We start from the raw sequence: 17,925 nt of genomic DNA on the forward strand, positions 1-17,925 counted from the left end.
GGAAAACACGACGGGCCTGTCTTCTTGTGCTGTGAACCAGAAGCAAAGCACAAGCAGACAGGCTCCTGATAATTTCAACGTATTAGACACAGATAAGGAATACACCCCATGTCAGAACGTTTACAGAATGACGTGGATCCGATCGAAACTCGTGATTGGCTACAAGCGATCGAATCGGTCATCCGTGAAGAAGGTGTTGAGCGCGCGCAGTATCTGATTGATCAGGTAATGAGTGCAGCACGCAAAGGTGGCGTGAAAGTTGCCGCAGGTTCCTCTGCAATCAGCAACTACATTAACTCTATTGCTGTTGAAGATGAGCCGGAATACCCGGGCAACACCTCTCTTGAACGTCGTATCCGTTCCGCAATTCGTTGGAACGCCATCATGTCGGTGCTGCGTGCGTCGAAGAAAGATCTGGAGTTGGGTGGCCATATGTCCTCCTTCCAGTCTTCCGCGACCATTTATGAAGTGTGCTTCAACCACTTCTTCCGCGCGCGTAGCGACAAAGACGGTGGCGATCTGGTTTACTTCCAGGGTCATATCTCTCCAGGCATCTATGCACGTGCGTTCCTTGAAGGTCGTCTGACTGAAGAGCAGATGAACAACTTCCGTCAGGAAGTGCATGGCAACGGCCTGTCGTCTTATCCGCACCCGAAACTGATGCCAGACTTCTGGCAGTTCCCGACCGTTTCTATGGGCCTGGGCCCGCTGTCGGCGATCTATCAGGCGAAATTCCTGAAGTATCTGGAGCACCGCGGTCTGAAAGACACCTCAGCCCAAACCGTTTATGCCTTCCTTGGTGATGGCGAGATGGATGAGCCGGAATCCAAAGGTGCGATCACCATCGCTACCCGTGAGAAGCTGGACAACCTGGTGTTCATCATCAACTGTAACCTGCAGCGTCTGGATGGCCCGGTCACCGGTAACGGCAAGATCATCAACGAGCTGGAAGGCATCTTTGCCGGTGCTGGCTGGAACGTGATCAAAGTGATCTGGGGCGGTCGTTGGGATGAGCTGCTGCGTCAGGACACCAGCGGCAAGCTGATTCAGCTGATGAACGAAACCGTTGACGGCGATTACCAGACCTTCAAATCCCGTGACGGCGCCTACGTGCGTGAGCACTTCTTCGGTAAATATCCGGAAACCGCCGCGCTGGTGAAAGACTGGTCAGACGAAGAGATCTTCGCCCTGAACCGCGGCGGCCACGATCCGAAGAAAGTCTATGCAGCACTGAAAAAAGCGCAGGAAACCAAAGGTCAGCCAACGCTGATTCTGGCGCATACCATTAAAGGCTATGGTATGGGTGACACGGCCGAAGGTAAAAACATCGCGCACCAGGTTAAGAAGATGAACATGGATGGCGTTCGCTACATCCGCGATCGCTTCAACGTGCCGGTTGCTGACGAGAAAATCGAAGAGCTGCCGTACGTGACCTTCGAAAAAGGCTCTGAAGAGTACAACTATCTGCACGGTCAGCGTGAGAAGTTGGGCGGCTATCTGCCAACGCGTCAGGCGCAGTTCAGCGAGAAGCTGGAAATGCCAACGCTGGAAGAGTTCCGTCCGCTGCTGGAAGAGCAGAACAAAGAGATCTCTACCACCATCGCCTTTGTGCGTGCCCTGAACGTGATGCTGAAGAACAAGTCGATCAAAGATCGTCTGGTTCCGATCCTCGCGGACGAAGCCCGTACCTTCGGGATGGAAGGTCTGTTCCGTCAGATTGGTATCTACAGCCCGAACGGTCAGCAGTACACCCCGCAGGACCGCGAGCAGGTTGCTTACTATAAAGAAGACGAGAAAGGCCAGATTCTGCAGGAAGGGATCAACGAGCTGGGCGCAGGTTCATCCTGGCTGGCGGCGGCGACCTCTTACAGCACCAACAACCTGCCGATGATTCCGTTCTACATCTATTACTCGATGTTCGGCTTCCAGCGCATCGGCGATCTGATGTGGTTGGCGGGCGACCAGCAGGCGCGCGGCTTCCTCGTCGGCGGTACCTCCGGTCGTACCACGCTGAACGGCGAAGGTCTGCAGCACGAAGATGGTCACAGCCACATTCAGTCGCTGACTATTCCGAACTGTATCTCTTACGATCCGTCTTACGCGTACGAAGTGGCGGTCATCATGCAAGATGGCCTGGTGCGTATGTATGGCGAAGCGCAGGAAAACATCTACTACTACATCACCACGCTGAACGAAAACTACCACATGCCGGCGATGCCGCAGGGTGCGGAAGAGGGTATCCGTAAGGGTATCTACAAGCTGGAAACCGTAGACGGTAGCAAAGGCAAAGTACAGCTGCTGGGCTCAGGTTCCATCCTGCGTCACGTGCGTGAAGCCGCGCAGATTCTGGCGAAAGATTACGGCATCGGTTCTGACGTCTACAGCGTGACCTCGTTCACCGAGCTGGCGCGTGATGGCCAGGATTGCGAGCGCTGGAACATGCTGCACCCAACCGAAGAGCCACGTGTACCGTACATCGCGCAGGTGATGAACGAAGCGCCGGCCGTGGCATCAACCGACTACATGAAGCTGTTCGCAGAACAGGTTCGCAGCTACGTGCCTTCCAGCGATTATCGCGTGTTGGGAACTGACGGCTTCGGTCGTTCAGACAGCCGTGAAAACCTGCGTCACCACTTCGAAGTGGATGCATCGTATGTGGTTGTGGCTGCGCTGGGTGAGCTGGCTAAACGCGGCGAAATCGATAAGAAAGTGGTGGCAGAAGCAATCACCAAGTTCAACATCGACGCCGATAAAGTTAACCCGCGTCTGGCTTAAGAGGTAAGAGAGTAATGGCTATTGAAATTAACGTGCCGGACATCGGGGCAGACGAAGTTGAAGTCACCGAAATTCTGGTGAAGGTGGGCGACAAAGTTGAAGCTGAACAGTCGCTGATCACCGTAGAAGGCGATAAAGCCTCAATGGAAGTGCCTTCGCCGCAGGCCGGCGTGGTGAAAGAGATCAAAATCTCAACCGGTGACAAAGTGGAAACCGGCAAACTCATCATGATCTTTGACGCAGAAGGTGCCGCAGAAGCGGCGCCAGCGCCAGCAGAAGAGAAGAAAGCGGAAGCCGCTCCTGCTCCAGCTGCTGCCGCTGCTGCGGTCAGTAAAGAGGTCAACGTACCGGACATCGGCGGCGACGAAGTTGAAGTTACCGAGATCCTGGTGAAAGTGGGCGACAAAGTTGAAGCTGAACAGTCACTGATCACCGTTGAAGGCGACAAAGCCTCGATGGAAGTCCCTGCACCGTTCGCGGGTGTGGTGAAAGAGATCAAAATCGCCACCGGCGATAAAGTGAATACCGGTTCACTGATTATGGTGTTCGACGCAGAAGGCGCAGCGCCTGCTGCGGCTCCAGCCGCCAAACAGGAAGCGGCTCCAGCAGCAGCCCCTGCGGCCGCTGGCGCGAAAGACGTCAACGTGCCGGACATTGGTGGCGATGAAGTTGAAGTTACCGAGATCCTGGTGAAAGTGGGCGACAAAGTGGCGGCTGAGCAATCACTGATCGTGGTTGAAGGCGACAAAGCGTCAATGGAAGTGCCTGCACCGTTCGCCGGTACCGTGAAAGAGTTGAAAGTGGCAACGGGCGATAAAGTCAGCACCGGTAAACTCATCATGGTGTTCGAAGTGGAAGGCGCGGCACCGGCTGCGGCTCCAGCAGCGAAGCAGGAAGCCGCTCCGGCAGCCGAAGCGGCCAAACCTGCCGCTGCGCCAGCGCCTGCGAAAGCGGATGCTAAGGGTGAGTTTGCTGAGAACGATGCTTACGTGCACGCAACGCCGGTGATTCGTCGCCTGGCGCGCGAGTTCGGTGTTAACCTGGCGAAAGTCAAAGGCACCGGCCGTAAAGGTCGCATCCTGAAAGAAGACGTACAGTCTTACGTTAAAGACGCGGTGAAACGCGCTGAAGCGGCTCCGGCTGCTGCAGCCAGCGGCGGAAGCCTGCCTGGTCTGCTGCCTTGGCCGAAAGTGGACTTCAGTAAGTTCGGCGAAATCGAAGAAGTGGAACTGGGCCGTATCCAGAAAATCTCGGGTGCCAACCTGAGCCGTAACTGGGTGGTTATCCCACACGTTACGCACTTCGACAAAACCGACATCACCGATCTGGAAGCCTTCCGCAAACAGCAGAATGCTGAAGCGGAGAAACGTAAACTGGATGTGAAATTCACGCCAGTGGTGTTCATCATGAAAGCGGTTGCTGCGGCGCTTGAGCAGATGCCACGCTTCAACAGTTCACTGTCTGAAGATGCACAGAAACTGACGCTGAAGAAATACATCAACATCGGTGTGGCGGTGGATACGCCAAACGGTTTGGTGGTTCCGGTGTTCAAAGATGTGAACAAGAAAGGCATCACTGAACTGTCTCGCGAGCTGATGGCGATTTCGAAGAAAGCGCGTGATGGCAAGCTGACGGCAGGCGATATGCAAGGCGGTTGCTTCACCATCTCCAGCCTTGGTGGCCTGGGTACCACGCACTTCGCGCCGATCGTTAACGCGCCGGAAGTGGCTATCCTCGGTGTTTCCAAGTCAGCGATGGAGCCGGTGTGGAACGGAAAAGAGTTTGAGCCGCGTCTGATGATGCCAATCTCACTCTCCTTCGACCACCGCGTGATCGACGGTGCTGATGGTGCGCGCTTTATCACCATCATCAACAACACGCTGTCCGACATCCGCCGTCTGGTGATGTGAAGTTAATCAAGGCCGGCGAATGCCGGCCTTGTTGTAAGCATTCAATGTTGCCGCGGTTGGCAGTTTGTTAACAATTCTGTAAACTCTCGCGGTGAAATGTCCCGGCGGATATAGGGCATTAGAGCTTGGGAAAAGCTTTCTCCTGACTGCCGGTAATCAAACAAGAGGTCATGATGAGTACAGAGATTAAAACTCAAGTCGTGGTACTTGGGGCAGGTCCTGCAGGTTACTCTGCAGCCTTCCGTTGCGCTGATTTAGGTCTGGAAACCGTAATCGTTGAGCGTTACAGCACCCTTGGCGGTGTTTGTCTGAACGTAGGCTGTATCCCGTCAAAAGCGCTGCTGCACGTCGCCAAAGTGATTGACGAAGCAAAAGCCCTGGAAGAGCACGGTATCGTGTTTGGCCAGCCGCAAACTGACATCGACAAAATTCGTAGCTGGAAAGAGAAGGTAATTAACCAACTCACTGGCGGCCTCGCGGGTATGGCGAAAGGTCGTAAAGTGAAGGTGGTGACTGGCCTCGGCAAATTCACCGGTGCGAACACGCTGGTGGTAGAAGGTGAAGGTGGTGCCACCACCATCAACTTCGACAACGCGATTATCGCGGCCGGTTCTCGTCCAATCGAACTGCCATTTATTCCGCACAACGATCCGCGCGTGTGGGACTCTACCGATGCGCTGGAACTGAAAGAAGTGCCGAAGCGTCTGCTGGTTATGGGTGGCGGTATCATCGGCCTGGAAATGGCCACCGTTTATAAAGCGCTGGGTTCAGAGATCGACGTGGTTGAGATGTTCGACCAGGTGATCCCGGCTGCCGATAAAGACGTGGTGAAAGTGTTCACCAAACGCATCAGCAAGAAATTCAACCTGATGCTGGAAACCAAAGTCACCGCGGTTGAAGCGAAAGACGACGGTATCTACGTTTCAATGGAAGGCAAAAAAGCACCTGCCGATGCACAGCGCTACGACGCGGTGCTGGTGGCCATTGGTCGCGTACCGAACGGTAAAGGCCTGGATGCCGGTAAAGCGGGCGTGGAAGTGGACGATCGCGGCTTCATCCGCGTCGATAAGCAGATGCGCACTAACGTACCGCACATCTATGCTATCGGTGACATCGTAGGTCAGCCAATGCTGGCGCACAAAGGCGTGCACGAAGGCCACGTAGCGGCAGAAGTGATCTCCGGTCTCAAGCACTACTTCGACCCGAAAGTGATCCCATCTATTGCCTACACCGAGCCAGAAGTTGCCTGGGTTGGCCTGACCGAGAAAGAAGCGAAAGAGAAAGGCATTAGCTACGAAGTGTCCACCTTCCCGTGGGCAGCTTCAGGCCGTGCGATCGCTTCTGACTGTGCCGACGGTATGACCAAGCTGATCTTCGATAAAGAAACGCACCGTGTCATCGGTGGCGCAATTGTCGGTACCAACGGCGGCGAGCTGCTGGGTGAAATTGGTCTGGCGATTGAAATGGGCTGTGATGCCGAAGATATCGCACTGACCATTCACGCGCACCCAACGCTGCATGAGTCTGTCGGCCTGGCGGCTGAAGTGTTCGAAGGTAGCATCACTGACCTGCCGAATCCGAAAGCGAAAAAGAAATAAGCTTACCTAAGCGAGCTTATTGCTAAAAAACGGCCCAGAGCGGCCGTTTTTTTATGCATAAAATAGCGATAATAATATTTTCGGTGGATTACTTTTTTAATCGTTATGCATTGTCACGCATTGATTTAGAATTAACAGGTGTATGTAATAACTTCTTTCCGGATAATAAGAAATAACTGATAGCTTAATAAGTCATTACTGATGGCATATAATTATTCCTCTCCTTCCCCCCAAAATAATCTTGAATGCCTATTGCTAAATAACAATAATCAAATGATTCATGCAGTCATGTGTATTTTATTATCAACGCTTAAGATGCGTTGAATAAATCCATATGTGAAATGATGAGTTCAAATCTTGATTTACGCTGCTAACAAACCTCAGGATGAGGGTGGTGTTTCAGGTTTAGTCTTCAGCCTAATTATGAGTGATATATATAATGATTATTGCAATGGTTTTGCGCAGTGGTGGTGAATACAATGCTCGCCATGTGCATTGGCTTCATCGTCAGTTACCTAAAGGATATAGGATTGTATGTTTTTCTGATGTAAATATTGAAGGAATTGAAACTATTCCGCTTCAATATGATTGGCCGGGATGGTGGGCGAAAATGGAACTTTTCCGTCCAGATATTCCCGACGATATATTTTATCTTGATCTCGATACGGTCATTACCGGCGACATCACGGGAATGCTCAGCGTTCATCGCCCGATGATGTTGAAAGACTTTTATAATCCACAACAATTTGGCAGCGGGTTAATGTTTATCCCTCATGAGGCGAAAGCGCGCGTATGGTCTGCCTTCCTGAAAAATCCAGAAGAACATATGAATCACTGCAGCACGCCAGAATGCTGGGGCGATCAGGGTTTTATCTCGCGCGAAATGGAAGGGATTACGGCATGGCAGAGTGTCTTTTTTGATCAAGTCGTCAGCTTTAAAGCGCATGTCATGCATTCCGCAAATCCTAAACCTGGAGAGCTACCAATGAATACGCGTATTTGCTGTTTTCATGGCAAGCCGCGTCCATGGGATTTGAGAATACCCTATCACTGGCTACCAAAATTCAATTAACGCCTCATCAGCCCTGGGATCTTAACGCAGCCGGATAGATTAACGAGATTGTTAAATTCCCAGGCTTTTTCCATTAACCATAGCTATCCATTCTTAATGAGCAATAGCTTCAGGTAATGGATTTTCAGCCCTGACTTACTCCGTCAGGCCTTATAGTTGAGTGGTCGTAGGGAGGTTAGGCAGTGATATATCGGGTTTATGTTGCTTTTTTGTAAACAGATTAACAATCGTTCGAAATGCTGCTATGCTGCCCCTCGCGGAACCGGGCACCTCACCCTACTGTTTGACAGCATCCAGGGGTGCACCGGAAAGCTATACAATGAGAGCGAGGAGAACGTCGTGCTAGAAGAATACCGTAAGCACGTTGCCGAGCGTGCTGCCCAGGGAATCGTACCTAAGCCGTTAGATGCTTCCCAAATGGCCGCGCTGGTTGAACTGCTGAAAAACCCGCCAGCGGGTGAAGAAGAATTCCTTATCGACCTTTTGGTCAACCGTGTTCCACCAGGTGTTGATGAAGCGGCGTATGTTAAAGCCGGTTTCCTGGCAGCTGTCACTAAGGGCGAAGCCCACTCTCCTCTGGTTACTCGCGAAAAAGCCGTTGAGCTGCTGGGCACCATGCAGGGCGGTTATAACATCCACGCGCTGATTGAAGCGCTTGATGATGAAGCCTTAGCACCGATTGCTGCTGAAGCCCTGTCCCACACGCTGCTGATGTTCGATAACTTCTACGATGTCGAAGAGAAAGCCAAGGCGGGTAACCCACACGCGAAAAAAATTATCCAGTCCTGGGCCGATGCCGAATGGTTCCTGAAGCGTCCAAAACTGGCTGAAAAAATCACCACTACCGTGTTCAAAGTGACCGGCGAAACCAACACCGACGACCTCTCTCCGGCGCCGGATGCATGGTCACGTCCGGATATTCCACTGCACGCGCTGGCGATGTTGAAAAACGCCCGTGAAGGCATCGAACCCGATGATGCTGGCAACATTGGCCCGATCAAACAGATTGAAGCGCTGCAGACCAAAGGCTTCCCGCTGACCTATGTCGGCGACGTAGTGGGTACCGGTTCTTCACGTAAATCCGCCACCAACTCGGTGCTGTGGTTTATGGGTGACGATATCCCATACGTACCGAATAAAAAGGGCGGCGGTCTGTGCCTTGGCGGTAAAATCGCACCGATCTTCTTCAACACCATGGAAGATGCGGGCGCACTGCCGATTGAACTTGATGTTGATCGTCTGAACATGGGCGACGTTATTGACGTTTACCCGTACAAAGGCGAAGTACGTAATCATGAAACTGATGAAGTGCTGGCGACCTTCGAACTGAAGACCGACGTGCTGCTGGACGAAGTTCGTGCCGGCGGTCGTATTCCGCTGATCATCGGCCGTGGCTTGACCACCAAAGCGCGTGAATCACTGGGCCTGCCGCACAGCGATGTGTTTGTGCAAGCCAAAGATGTGGCTGCCAGCACCCGTGGTTACTCACTGGCGCAGAAAATGGTTGGTCGTGCGTGCGGCGTAGAAGGTGTCCGTCCAGGTGCTTACTGCGAACCGAAAATGACCTCAGTGGGTTCTCAGGACACCACCGGTCCAATGACGCGTGATGAACTGAAAGACCTGGCGTGCCTTGGCTTCTCCGCCGATTTGGTGATGCAGTCATTCTGTCACACCGCGGCCTATCCAAAGCCGGTTGACGTTACCACGCACCATACGCTGCCTGACTTCATCATGAACCGTGGCGGCGTATCGCTGCGTCCGGGCGATGGCGTTATCCACAGCTGGCTGAACCGCATGCTGCTGCCGGATACCGTCGGTACCGGCGGTGACTCGCATACCCGTTTCCCGATCGGCATTTCCTTCCCGGCAGGTTCGGGTCTGGTGGCGTTTGCTGCTGCCACCGGCGTGATGCCGCTCGACATGCCGGAATCGGTGCTGGTGCGCTTCAAAGGCGAAATGCAGCCGGGCATCACCCTGCGCGATCTGGTCCATGCCATTCCGCTGTACGCCATCAAAGCGGGTCTGCTGACCGTGGAGAAGAAAGGGAAGAAAAACATCTTCTCTGGCCGCGTGCTGGAAATCGAAGGCTTGCCGAAGCTGAAAGTTGAGCAGGCCTTTGAGCTGACGGATGCCTCTGCTGAGCGTTCTGCTGCCGGTTGTACCATCAAGCTGGATAAAGAGCCGATCATCGAGTACCTCAACTCGAACATTGTGCTGCTGAAGTGGATGATCTCTGAAGGTTACGGCGATCGCCGTACGCTGGAGCGCCGCGTTGAGGGCATGCAGAAATGGCTGGCCAATCCGCAACTGCTGGAAGGTGATGCCGATGCCGAATACGCTGCGGTGATCGATATCGATCTGGCGGAGATCAAAGAGCCAATTCTGTGTGCACCGAACGATCCAGACGATGCGCGTTGGTTGTCTGACGTGCAGGGCGAGAAGATCGACGAAGTGTTCATCGGTTCGTGCATGACCAACATTGGTCACTTCCGCGCAGCCGGTAAACTGCTGGATGCCCATAAAGGCCAGCTGCCAACCCGTCTGTGGGTTGCGCCGCCAACCAAGATGGATGCCGCTCAGCTGACCGAAGAGGGCTACTACAGCGTCTTTGGTAAGAGTGGTGCGCGTATTGAGATTCCAGGCTGTTCACTGTGCATGGGTAACCAGGCGCGTGTGGCGGACGGCGCGACGGTGGTTTCCACCTCAACCCGTAACTTCCCGAACCGTCTCGGTACCGGGGCTAACGTGTTCCTCGCATCGGCTGAGCTGGCAGCAGTCGCTTCACTGCTCGGTAAACTGCCAACGCCGGACGAGTACCAACAGTTTATGCTGCAGGTAGATAAGACCGCCGCTGACACCTACCGTTACCTCAACTTTGATCAGCTGGGACAATACACTGACAAAGCGGATAGCGTGATCTTCCAGACTGCCGTTTAAGCGGTTTTCAGGATGAACAAGGGGACGATGAAAATCGTCCCTTTTTTTATGCGCTTTTTTCCGCTGACATCTCCAGGCATAATGCGAGCGCGATCCCACTTTATTCAGCGTGCTGCGCACAAAATGCACTAAGACGGTGCCGCACGGCGCGTCATCAGTATGAGGCAAACCCATGGAGTATGAATTTCTGCGTGATTTGACCGGTCAGGTCAAAGTGCGTATGTCGATGGACCACGAAGCAGTGGGGCACTGGTTCAACGAAGAGGTCAAAGACAATCTGCCGTTGCTGGATGAAGTTGAGGCCGCTGCCCAGCAGGTAAAAGGCACCATTAATCAATGGCAGCGCGTGGGGCATGAATACACGCTGTGGCTGGATGAAGAAGAGGTGATGATTCGTGCCAACCAGCTGGCGCTGGAAGATGACGGCATGGAAGAGGGCATGACCTATTACGACGAAGAGAGCCTGTCGTTTTGCGGGGTGGAAGATTTCCTCGCAGTGATCGCTGCTTATCGGCGGTTTTTAGCCGGGAAGTGAAATCGGTGCGCATTCACGCGCACCTCACACCCTACTGTCACCATTCATGGCGACCACGCCGATATCTACACTGTCGCAATCGGCGTAGCGGGCGAGCCCACTGCGCCCGGCAAACGTAGCGGCGGCGCGGTAAGCAGAAACGCATGGCGCTGGTGCTGTGCCAGCCAGTCTGCCAGCGGACTCAGCAGCATCAACTCTCCGAGATAGACGCCCAGCCGGAACAAGCAGAGATCGTGCAGCGGATGCGACGGATAGAAATCATCATTCATTGGCCGCGCTGGGAGAATTTCCACCGCCGGGTTATCTGCGATTAATGCCACCACGCCGCTCTCGTCAATCCAGTTACGTAAGGCCCGATCGCTTCCGTCCAGTCCGGCAAAATGCGTATTGAGGAAGTCCATATTCGGCTCACCCTGCATGGCGAGAATGGCTTCGTCCATGCCGGTGCGGAAGCAGACGAAATCGCCCGCTCGCACCTCAATATTATCGGCCTGCAGAATCTGTTGCAGATGCGGATAACCAAAGGCAAACCGTCGGTTACCGAAATGGCGTTTGATATCAATCATCACCGCACGGCCTTGCATACCGTGCGCTGCCATGTTCTCAATGCCCAGCGCTTTGGCACCGAGATGGCTGCCGCGATCGCAGCCACAGCCAGCGCGGTAATCGGTCTCGCCGATAATATCCACATTGGCCTTGTACCCGTTGTAGAACACCATTTCCGGCTCGCCGTTATCGTTGACGTCAAACCATTGGCCCATGTGCGCCAGACTGTCCCATTGCGTTGAATATTGCAGCGCCAGCGTTACGCTATCGTCGCAGATCACATCGGTGAGCTGCGGATTGTCACGCGAAAGAGGATAGGTCATATTGGCGTGTTCACCGCGTCGCGTGGCATTAAGCTGAGGCGGTGGACGCCGTGGATTCATCGCCGTACCGCCGGGTAAATCGAGTGGCAAACTCAGGCAGAAGGTTTCCCCCGTCTTCACCTCTGCGACACCTTCTCGCACTTTGGCAGCAGTAAGCAGATTAAGCCGGCCGAGCTGATCGTCCGAACCGAAATCGCCCCATGTCGATTGGGCTGGGCGTTTTTTCCAACGTGCATTCATACTTCTCTCCTTAAGGTGCCATCCAGCGCGGCGTTGTGGTCTGCACCCATTGGCTGTACGCGCGGCAACCAGAACGCGTAAATCAGCGCGCCAACCACGCCGATGACACCGGCAATTTCCAGTGGAATCACGAACGAATGGGTGAATTGCATCAGCACGCCAATCAAAATCGGTGAGATGATCCCGGCAAGATTAGCCGCCATGTTTTGAATGCCGCCGATGGTGGCCACGTTGGCGCGGTTGGGCGCAACGTCCGAAGGTAGCGCCCATAAGGCTGCCGAAGCAAACGTGGCGGCGAAGTTAGCAAAGCACAGTGCCGTCAACGCCAGGCCTACGGTTGGCGAGAAGGCCGCCAGCCCAATGGTCGCGCTGCCGAGCATGCCGCCTACCAGCGGGATCTTGCGTGCCACGCTGAGTGAATAGCCGCGACGTACCAGCGCATCCGACAGCAATCCGCCACACCAGCCACCGACAATCGCGGCTACGCCCGGCAGCATGCCGAGCAAGCCGAACTTCATCAGCGACAGATGAAAGGTTTCCACCAGATAGGTGGGGAACCAGGTGAAGAAAAAGTACGAGACGAAGTTGATGCAGAAGAATCCGGCCATCATCGCCTGCACGGTACGTTGACTAAGTAGCTGACGTACACTCATCGGATCGCCGGTTTGCGGATCCTGGTTGGTTTCGATGAATTCCACTTCTTCGCGCGTTACGCTGGGGTGCTGGCGTGGATCGCGATACCACAGATACCACGCCAGCGCCCACACGACCGCCACCACGCCAGAAATAACGAAGGTCATACGCCAGCCAACCAGTGCAATCAGAAACGAGATGATCGGAATGGCCAGCGTGCCGCCAATTTTGCTGCCGTTGTTAAAGGTCGCTGCGGCGAAGCTGCGCTCCTGACGCGGGAACCAGCGTGTAACCGTAGAGGAGCTAGCGGGATAACTTGGCGCCTCCACGGCACCGAGCACAAAGCGAAAGCCAACCAGCGCCGCAATCGAACTGGCAAGTCCGCATGCGGCAGTGGCTAATCCCCAGCCGAGGCTGCTTAGCGCAAAGGTAATGCGCGGTCCGAGTTTATCCACCAGCCAGCCACCGGGCAGTTGAAACAGCACGTAGCTCCAAAAGAAGGCGGAGAGCAGCAAGCCGCTGTCGGTGGGCGAAAAGTTCAGCTCCTGGCTCATAAACGGCATCGCTACGCTCATTGCGGCGCGATCGATATAGTTGATGGCGATGCCGACGGACAGCACCGTAAGAATGACGAAACGAAATTTCCCTTTCGCTTTACTTGCCGAAATTGCAGCAGGTGATCCATTGGAATTTAGCGACATCATCGCCTCCAATTATTTTTTATTTTCAGTAGGGGAAAAGCCGCATCAGAACGATGCGGCGGGTTTGGCGCTTATGCGCCGCTTGCGACAGAGTGGGCATGCGTCACCTGTTCCTCATCCACGATAGGTTCAACTTTTCCCATCAGGAACAGATAGTTAAGAATACCAATCACCACCAGCACCGCCGAGAACACCAGCGCCCAGGTAAAGTGGCCGGTCGCACCGACGATGGCACCGGTAATAATCGGGCCAACGGCACCGCCCATATTGGAGACGGTGTTTTGCAGCCCGGCGACAATCGATACGCTATTTTGCGGCGCAACATCGCCCGGCAGCGCCCATACCTGTGAGGCCGCAACGGTGGTGCCTGATTTTGCGATACACAGCAGCAGCACGGTCATGAACACCGAGTCGGTGAACGGCGCAAAGCCGATGCACAGCGCCATCAACAGGCCAATGGTCAGGAACAGTTTGCGCGTGGCGGTCAGCGACAGCACTTTGTTATGCACCATACGATCCGATGCCCAACCGGCCAGCACTTCAATCACCATGCCGCAAATCAGCGGTAGCGCAGCCACCATTCCCATTTTGAGGAAATCCATACCTTTATCTTTCACCAGATAGGTCGGCAGCCAGGTGATAAAAAAGTAGGAGGTGTAGTTGATGGTAAAGAAACCAATGCACATCGCCCAGATATTGCGATAGCGCAGCAGCTTGTACCACTTCATCGGACGCACGCTTTTATCGCCATGCTTCTGCGTCTGACCGCCGCGGATAAAGCGTACTTCTTCTTTGCTGATCGACTGATGATCTTCCGGGTTTTCGGCGTAGATAAAGTACCAGGCGATAACCCAGAACAACCCTAGTGCACCAATGGCGAGGAAGGTCAGACGCCAGTCGAACATGGCAATCATAAACACAATCAGCGGCATCGCCACCGCACCACCAAACTTCGAGGCGCTGTCGAACAGGCCCGACACCGTGGCGCGTTCGCGGTCCGGGAACCAGCGCGCGGTGATGCCCGCGTTGCTCGGATAGGCTGCTGCTTCACCCACGCCCAACGCTAAACGCAGTGCCAGCAGCGATTTAAAGCCGGTCGCCAGACCCATCGCCATGGTGGCGATTGACCACCAGCCGACGGCAATCCCCAGGCCTTTTTTCTGACCGAAGCGATCGGCGAACCAGCCCGCAGGGATCTGCAGCAGCGCGTAAGACCAGAAGAATGCCGCCATGATAAAGCCCATCATTTCCGGATTGATATCGAGCTCTTTGATCAGATGCGGTGCCGCCGCTGAGAGAACGGTGCGGTCAATGTAGTTAATGGCGATGGCCAGCCACATCAGGCCAGCGATCCACCAACGGATACGACTCGAGCGCGCAGAGTTAGTCATAATAATTATCCACTCGAAAAAGGGTTACAGGGAGAGGCGGCGAATTATTACAGCCCGTTCATCACGTTAAGCGGGCGTTCGCCCTGACAAATGCACTGCACGATTTGCGTCACGCAACGTTCGCCTATCGCGCTGATGGCGCCGTCGGTGTAACCGGCGATGTGCGCAGTGGGAATGAAGTTGCTGAGCGTGAACAGCGGATGCTCCGTCAGCGGTTCTTGTACGAACACGTCAGCCGCAGCCCCGGCAATCACGTTATCCCGCAGCGCCTGATAGAGATCCTGCTCATTCACCACACCGCCGCGTGAGGCATTAATCAGGAAGGCGCTCTTCTTCATGCGTTTCAGCCGGGCGGCATCGAACAAGTGGTGGGTTTTGTCGGTCAGCGGCATATGCAGGGTGATGAAATCGCTGGTTTCCGTCAGCTGATCCAACGTGACGAATTCGATGCCGTGCTCGGCAGCAAATGTCTCGTCTGGATAAAAATCGAAGGCAATCACCCGCATGTTGAAGCCTTTAGCGCGCAGCGCGACCTGCTTGCCGATATTGCCCAGCCCAATAATGCCCAGCGTTTTGCCGTAAACATCGGTGGCAAAAATGCGCGGCCACGTGCCGGCGCGCGTTTCAATCGCCGCCTGCGTCACCTGGCGCGCGCAATTTAGCATTAGCGCGAAGGCGAAATCGGCTACCGCATGTTTGTTGGCGTCCGGCACGTTGGTGACGTAAATACCGCGCTTGCGTGTGGCATCCAGATTGATATTGTCGACGCCCACGCCGTGCTTACAGACGATTTTCAGCTGTGGCGCCAGCGCCAGTAACGCGTCGTTGACGTCGGTAAAAGCGACGATCAGCGCGACCGTATCAGCCAGATGCGGCTCAAGCGCGCTCAGCGGCGCATCGGCGGGCAGCGTGATCAGCTCAAAACCCTGTTGTTGCAGGATTTCAATGGGCGTCGCGTCATATTTCGCAAACGACGGTGAAGTACAGATGACTTTCATAAATCTTCCCGATGTTGAAAATACAGCTAAGAGCCGGTGCGGCGATTAACAGGGTGCGCATAAATGCGCACCCTACAAAACACCTGGGGGCGCCATTTATGGCGACCTGGCAGGCCGCTCATCCGCTAATTACTGCAAATACTGGTTCACAATCTGGCGAATTTTCTGCTCTTCCTCGGCAGAGAAACTCACCGCATAGCGGCTATCGCCCACGTCAAAGCCGAGCAGCGACACCGCTTTTTTTACTGCAGCCGGCGAGAAGCCGACGCTATACAGATCGGTGCGCAAGCCGGTGACATTTTCCTGCGCCAGACGTGAACCTTCGATGTCGCCAGCATGGAAGCGCGCCCAAATGGCGTTGATCTCGTTGGGGGCAACGTTGGCGAGCCCTGAAATACAAGCCGAGCAGCCGTCGACGAAGCCCTGATGAATCAGCGAATCCGGACCATTCAGCACATCGAAGCTATCGATGCCTGCTGCCGCCTGCAGAAAACCGCTCAGGCTTTCATAGCTGCCTGCGCTATCTTTGATGCCGATGATGTTCGGATGCGCAGCCAGCGTGCGCACGGTCTCTGGCTGCAGCGTGTTGCCAGTGCGCGCCGGGATGTTATAGAGGAACAGCGGCACATCAATGGCGTCGGCTACCGCGCGATAGTGGGCGATCAGCTCTTCCTGTTTCAGCGGCACGAAATAGGGCGTAATCACCGAAACCGCATCCACGCCCAGCTTCGCCACTTGCTTGCCGAGGCGAATGGTTTCACGCGTGGAGATTTCGCCAATGTGCGCCACTACCGGCGCCGTGCCATTAACTTCATCGACGCAGGTTTGCGTCACCGCCAGCTTCTCCTGCTCGTTCAGCACGAAGAATTCACCGTTGGTGCCGCCGCAGAAAATACCGTTGCCAGCCCTTAACTGGCGTTTGACCTGCTCACGCTGGGCAACGGGATTAAAGGCACCGTCGCGATCGAAGGTGGTAACGATGGCGGTTAATACGCCCTGAATTTTCTTACTCATGGTGTCCTCGATAATGCTTAGTGGCTCAAAGCGGGAAACAGCGTCAGGTAAACGTTGCGTACGTCATCGGCGCCCACTTTCATCGGTACATTCTTCATCAGGCGCTGCACGTCGAGTGCGGCTTCAACCAGATACGGCAGGTGATCCGGGCCGATACCCAGCTCTTCCAGACTGGCGGGCAGCTTCAGGCGTTTTACCAGCGCGGCAAAGTATTCAACCAGCGCATGAGATTTGGCTTCTTCATCCAGTGACGTATCGACATTGGGCAACAAATCGTAAGCCTGAGCGAATTTGCTCACCGCCGCTGGACGCACAAAGCGCATGCACGGCGCGAGCAGAATGGCGTTAGCCACGCCGTGCGGAAGGTGATATTTGCCACCTAGCGGATAAGACATCGCGTGCACCAGATGCGTACCGGCATGCGCAATCGATGCGCCGCCATAATAAGATGCCCACAGCATGTTCAGGCGCGCTTCAAGGTTATCTGGCTCTGCAATAGTGGTTTCGAGGCTGGTAAACAGCTTTTTCATGCCGATCAGCGCATAGTTATCGCTTACCGGATTTGACACGGTAGCGGTAAAGCATTCGATCAGGTGGCACAGCGCATCGATACCGGTAGAAGAGGCGATATGCGGCGGCATGCTGGTGGTGAGTTCCGGTATCAGCGCGACATAATCCGGCAGCATCACCGGCGTGATAATGCCGACTTTGGTCTCTTTCTCCGGGATAGCCAGAATGGCGTTCGGCGTGGCTTCCGAGCCGGTACCTGCCGTGGTGGGAATCAGCAGCGAAGGAGTGCGCGTCTGCGGTTTTTCACCGGCCAGTAACGCATCCAGCGTTGGCGCGCCCGCGACGCACAGAATAGAGAGCAGCTTCGCGACATCCAATACGCTGCCGCCGCCGACGCCAATCACCAGATCGATATCGCTGCCTGGTAGCGCAGCGACAATGGACGCCACATCATGCTGGCTTGGTTCTGGCGGCACCGTATTGATGATGCATAGGCTACCCATTTGCTGCTGCAGCTGGGCGATCAGCCTCTGAACCGCCGGAATGCCTTCGATATTCTTATCGGTCACCAGCAGGGTTTGCTTCTTACCTCGCAGCAGATAGCTGAGGTCATTAAGCGCCTGAAAGCCACTTATCACGGTGCTGTTGATATTCATTACATACCCTTATCGCGTTTTTCGTGCTGAATGATTAATTTTGCTCAAACGGCGCGAGGTCCATCACTACAGAGCCTAATTTTATA

12 protein-coding genes are annotated in these 17,925 nt (G+C 54.6%); 6 read left to right on the forward strand and 6 right to left on the reverse strand.

The features are described 5' to 3' along the window. Nucleotides 1-108: 108 nt before the first annotated feature. The 6 genes from aceE (at nucleotide 109) to yacL (ending at nucleotide 10,827) form a co-directional block, all read left to right on the forward strand. The gene (gene aceE, locus AC07WB_RS03480; RefSeq protein WP_097094916.1) at nucleotides 109-2,775 is read left to right on the forward strand and encodes a pyruvate dehydrogenase (acetyl-transferring), homodimeric type; all 2,667 of its coding nucleotides are present in this window, start codon (nucleotides 109-111) and stop codon (nucleotides 2,773-2,775) included. A 14-nt stretch (nucleotides 2,776-2,789) separates the two neighbouring features. Further along, nucleotides 2,790-4,685 carry a pyruvate dehydrogenase complex dihydrolipoyllysine-residue acetyltransferase gene (aceF, locus tag AC07WB_RS03485; RefSeq protein ID WP_345827258.1) on the forward strand — a complete coding sequence of 632 codons (1,896 nt, stop codon included), beginning with the start codon at nucleotides 2,790-2,792 and terminating at the stop codon, nucleotides 4,683-4,685. Between the two features lie 173 nt (nucleotides 4,686-4,858). Continuing rightward, on the forward strand, nucleotides 4,859-6,283 hold the full coding sequence (gene lpdA / locus AC07WB_RS03490; RefSeq protein WP_008108560.1) for a dihydrolipoyl dehydrogenase: 1,425 nt from the start codon (nucleotides 4,859-4,861) through the stop codon (nucleotides 6,281-6,283). Nucleotides 6,284-6,722: 439 nt separating this feature from the next. Further along, nucleotides 6,723-7,355 carry a hypothetical protein gene (locus AC07WB_RS03495; protein ID WP_400457982.1) on the forward strand — a complete coding sequence of 211 codons (633 nt, stop codon included), beginning with the start codon at nucleotides 6,723-6,725 and terminating at the stop codon, nucleotides 7,353-7,355. A gap of 339 nt (nucleotides 7,356-7,694) precedes the next feature. Beyond that, nucleotides 7,695-10,292, forward strand: a complete 2,598-nt coding sequence (gene acnB, locus AC07WB_RS03500; protein WP_097094913.1) for a bifunctional aconitate hydratase 2/2-methylisocitrate dehydratase — start codon at nucleotides 7,695-7,697, stop codon at nucleotides 10,290-10,292. A gap of 172 nt (nucleotides 10,293-10,464) precedes the next feature. Continuing rightward, entirely contained in the window at nucleotides 10,465-10,827 is a 363-nt protein-coding gene (gene yacL / locus AC07WB_RS03505) for a protein YacL (protein ID WP_097094912.1), read from the forward strand. 65 nt (nucleotides 10,828-10,892) lie between these two features. On the opposite strand, the gene AC07WB_RS03510 is transcribed toward yacL, so the two are convergent. The 6 genes from AC07WB_RS03510 to AC07WB_RS03535 all read right to left on the reverse strand — a co-directional run bounded on the left by AC07WB_RS03510 (nucleotide 10,893) and on the right by AC07WB_RS03535 (nucleotide 17,839). Next, nucleotides 10,893-11,936 carry a cyclase family protein gene (locus AC07WB_RS03510; RefSeq protein WP_494940042.1) on the reverse strand — a complete coding sequence of 348 codons (1,044 nt, stop codon included), beginning with the start codon at nucleotides 11,934-11,936 and terminating at the stop codon, nucleotides 10,893-10,895. After that, complete coding sequence (locus AC07WB_RS03515; RefSeq protein WP_494940043.1) at nucleotides 11,933-13,270, reverse strand: MFS transporter; 1,338 nt, start codon at nucleotides 13,268-13,270, stop codon at nucleotides 11,933-11,935. Before AC07WB_RS03515 ends, AC07WB_RS03510 begins: the two co-directional genes overlap by 4 nt. Before the next feature lie 71 nt (nucleotides 13,271-13,341). Further along, a complete protein-coding gene (locus AC07WB_RS03520) occupies nucleotides 13,342-14,661 on the reverse strand; it encodes an MFS transporter (RefSeq protein ID WP_494940044.1) in 1,320 nt (439 codons plus the stop codon). Nucleotides 14,662-14,708: 47 nt separating this feature from the next. After that, nucleotides 14,709-15,659, reverse strand: a complete 951-nt coding sequence (locus tag AC07WB_RS03525) for a phosphoglycerate dehydrogenase (RefSeq protein ID WP_494940045.1) — start codon at nucleotides 15,657-15,659, stop codon at nucleotides 14,709-14,711. A gap of 129 nt (nucleotides 15,660-15,788) precedes the next feature. Beyond that, nucleotides 15,789-16,673: a dihydrodipicolinate synthase family protein gene (locus AC07WB_RS03530; protein ID WP_345827255.1), complete on the reverse strand. Its 885-nt coding sequence runs from the start codon at nucleotides 16,671-16,673 to the stop codon at nucleotides 15,789-15,791. Between the two features lie 17 nt (nucleotides 16,674-16,690). After that, nucleotides 16,691-17,839, reverse strand: a complete 1,149-nt coding sequence (locus tag AC07WB_RS03535; RefSeq protein WP_494940046.1) for an iron-containing alcohol dehydrogenase — start codon at nucleotides 17,837-17,839, stop codon at nucleotides 16,691-16,693. Between the last annotated feature and the right edge of the window lie 86 nt (nucleotides 17,840-17,925).

The sequence above is a fragment of the Pantoea sp. GW821-FHT03E06 genome (assembly GCF_059420725.1).

Coding starts and splice junctions, on each gene's coding strand:
- aceE (WP_097094916.1), top strand. CDS start 109: ATGTCAGAACGTTTACAGAATGACGTGGATCCGATCGAAACTCGTGAT.
- aceF (WP_345827258.1), top strand. CDS start 2,790: ATGGCTATTGAAATTAACGTGCCGGACATCGGGGCAGACGAAGTTGAA.
- lpdA (WP_008108560.1), top strand. CDS start 4,859: ATGAGTACAGAGATTAAAACTCAAGTCGTGGTACTTGGGGCAGGTCCT.
- AC07WB_RS03495 (WP_400457982.1), top strand. CDS start 6,723: ATGATTATTGCAATGGTTTTGCGCAGTGGTGGTGAATACAATGCTCGC.
- yacL (WP_097094912.1), top strand. CDS start 10,465: ATGGAGTATGAATTTCTGCGTGATTTGACCGGTCAGGTCAAAGTGCGT.
- AC07WB_RS03510 (WP_494940042.1), bottom strand. CDS start 11,936: ATGAATGCACGTTGGAAAAAACGCCCAGCCCAATCGACATGGGGCGAT.
- AC07WB_RS03515 (WP_494940043.1), bottom strand. CDS start 13,270: ATGTCGCTAAATTCCAATGGATCACCTGCTGCAATTTCGGCAAGTAAA.
- AC07WB_RS03520 (WP_494940044.1), bottom strand. CDS start 14,661: ATGACTAACTCTGCGCGCTCGAGTCGTATCCGTTGGTGGATCGCTGGC.
- AC07WB_RS03525 (WP_494940045.1), bottom strand. CDS start 15,659: ATGAAAGTCATCTGTACTTCACCGTCGTTTGCGAAATATGACGCGACG.
- AC07WB_RS03530 (WP_345827255.1), bottom strand. CDS start 16,673: ATGAGTAAGAAAATTCAGGGCGTATTAACCGCCATCGTTACCACCTTC.
- AC07WB_RS03535 (WP_494940046.1), bottom strand. CDS start 17,839: ATGAATATCAACAGCACCGTGATAAGTGGCTTTCAGGCGCTTAATGAC.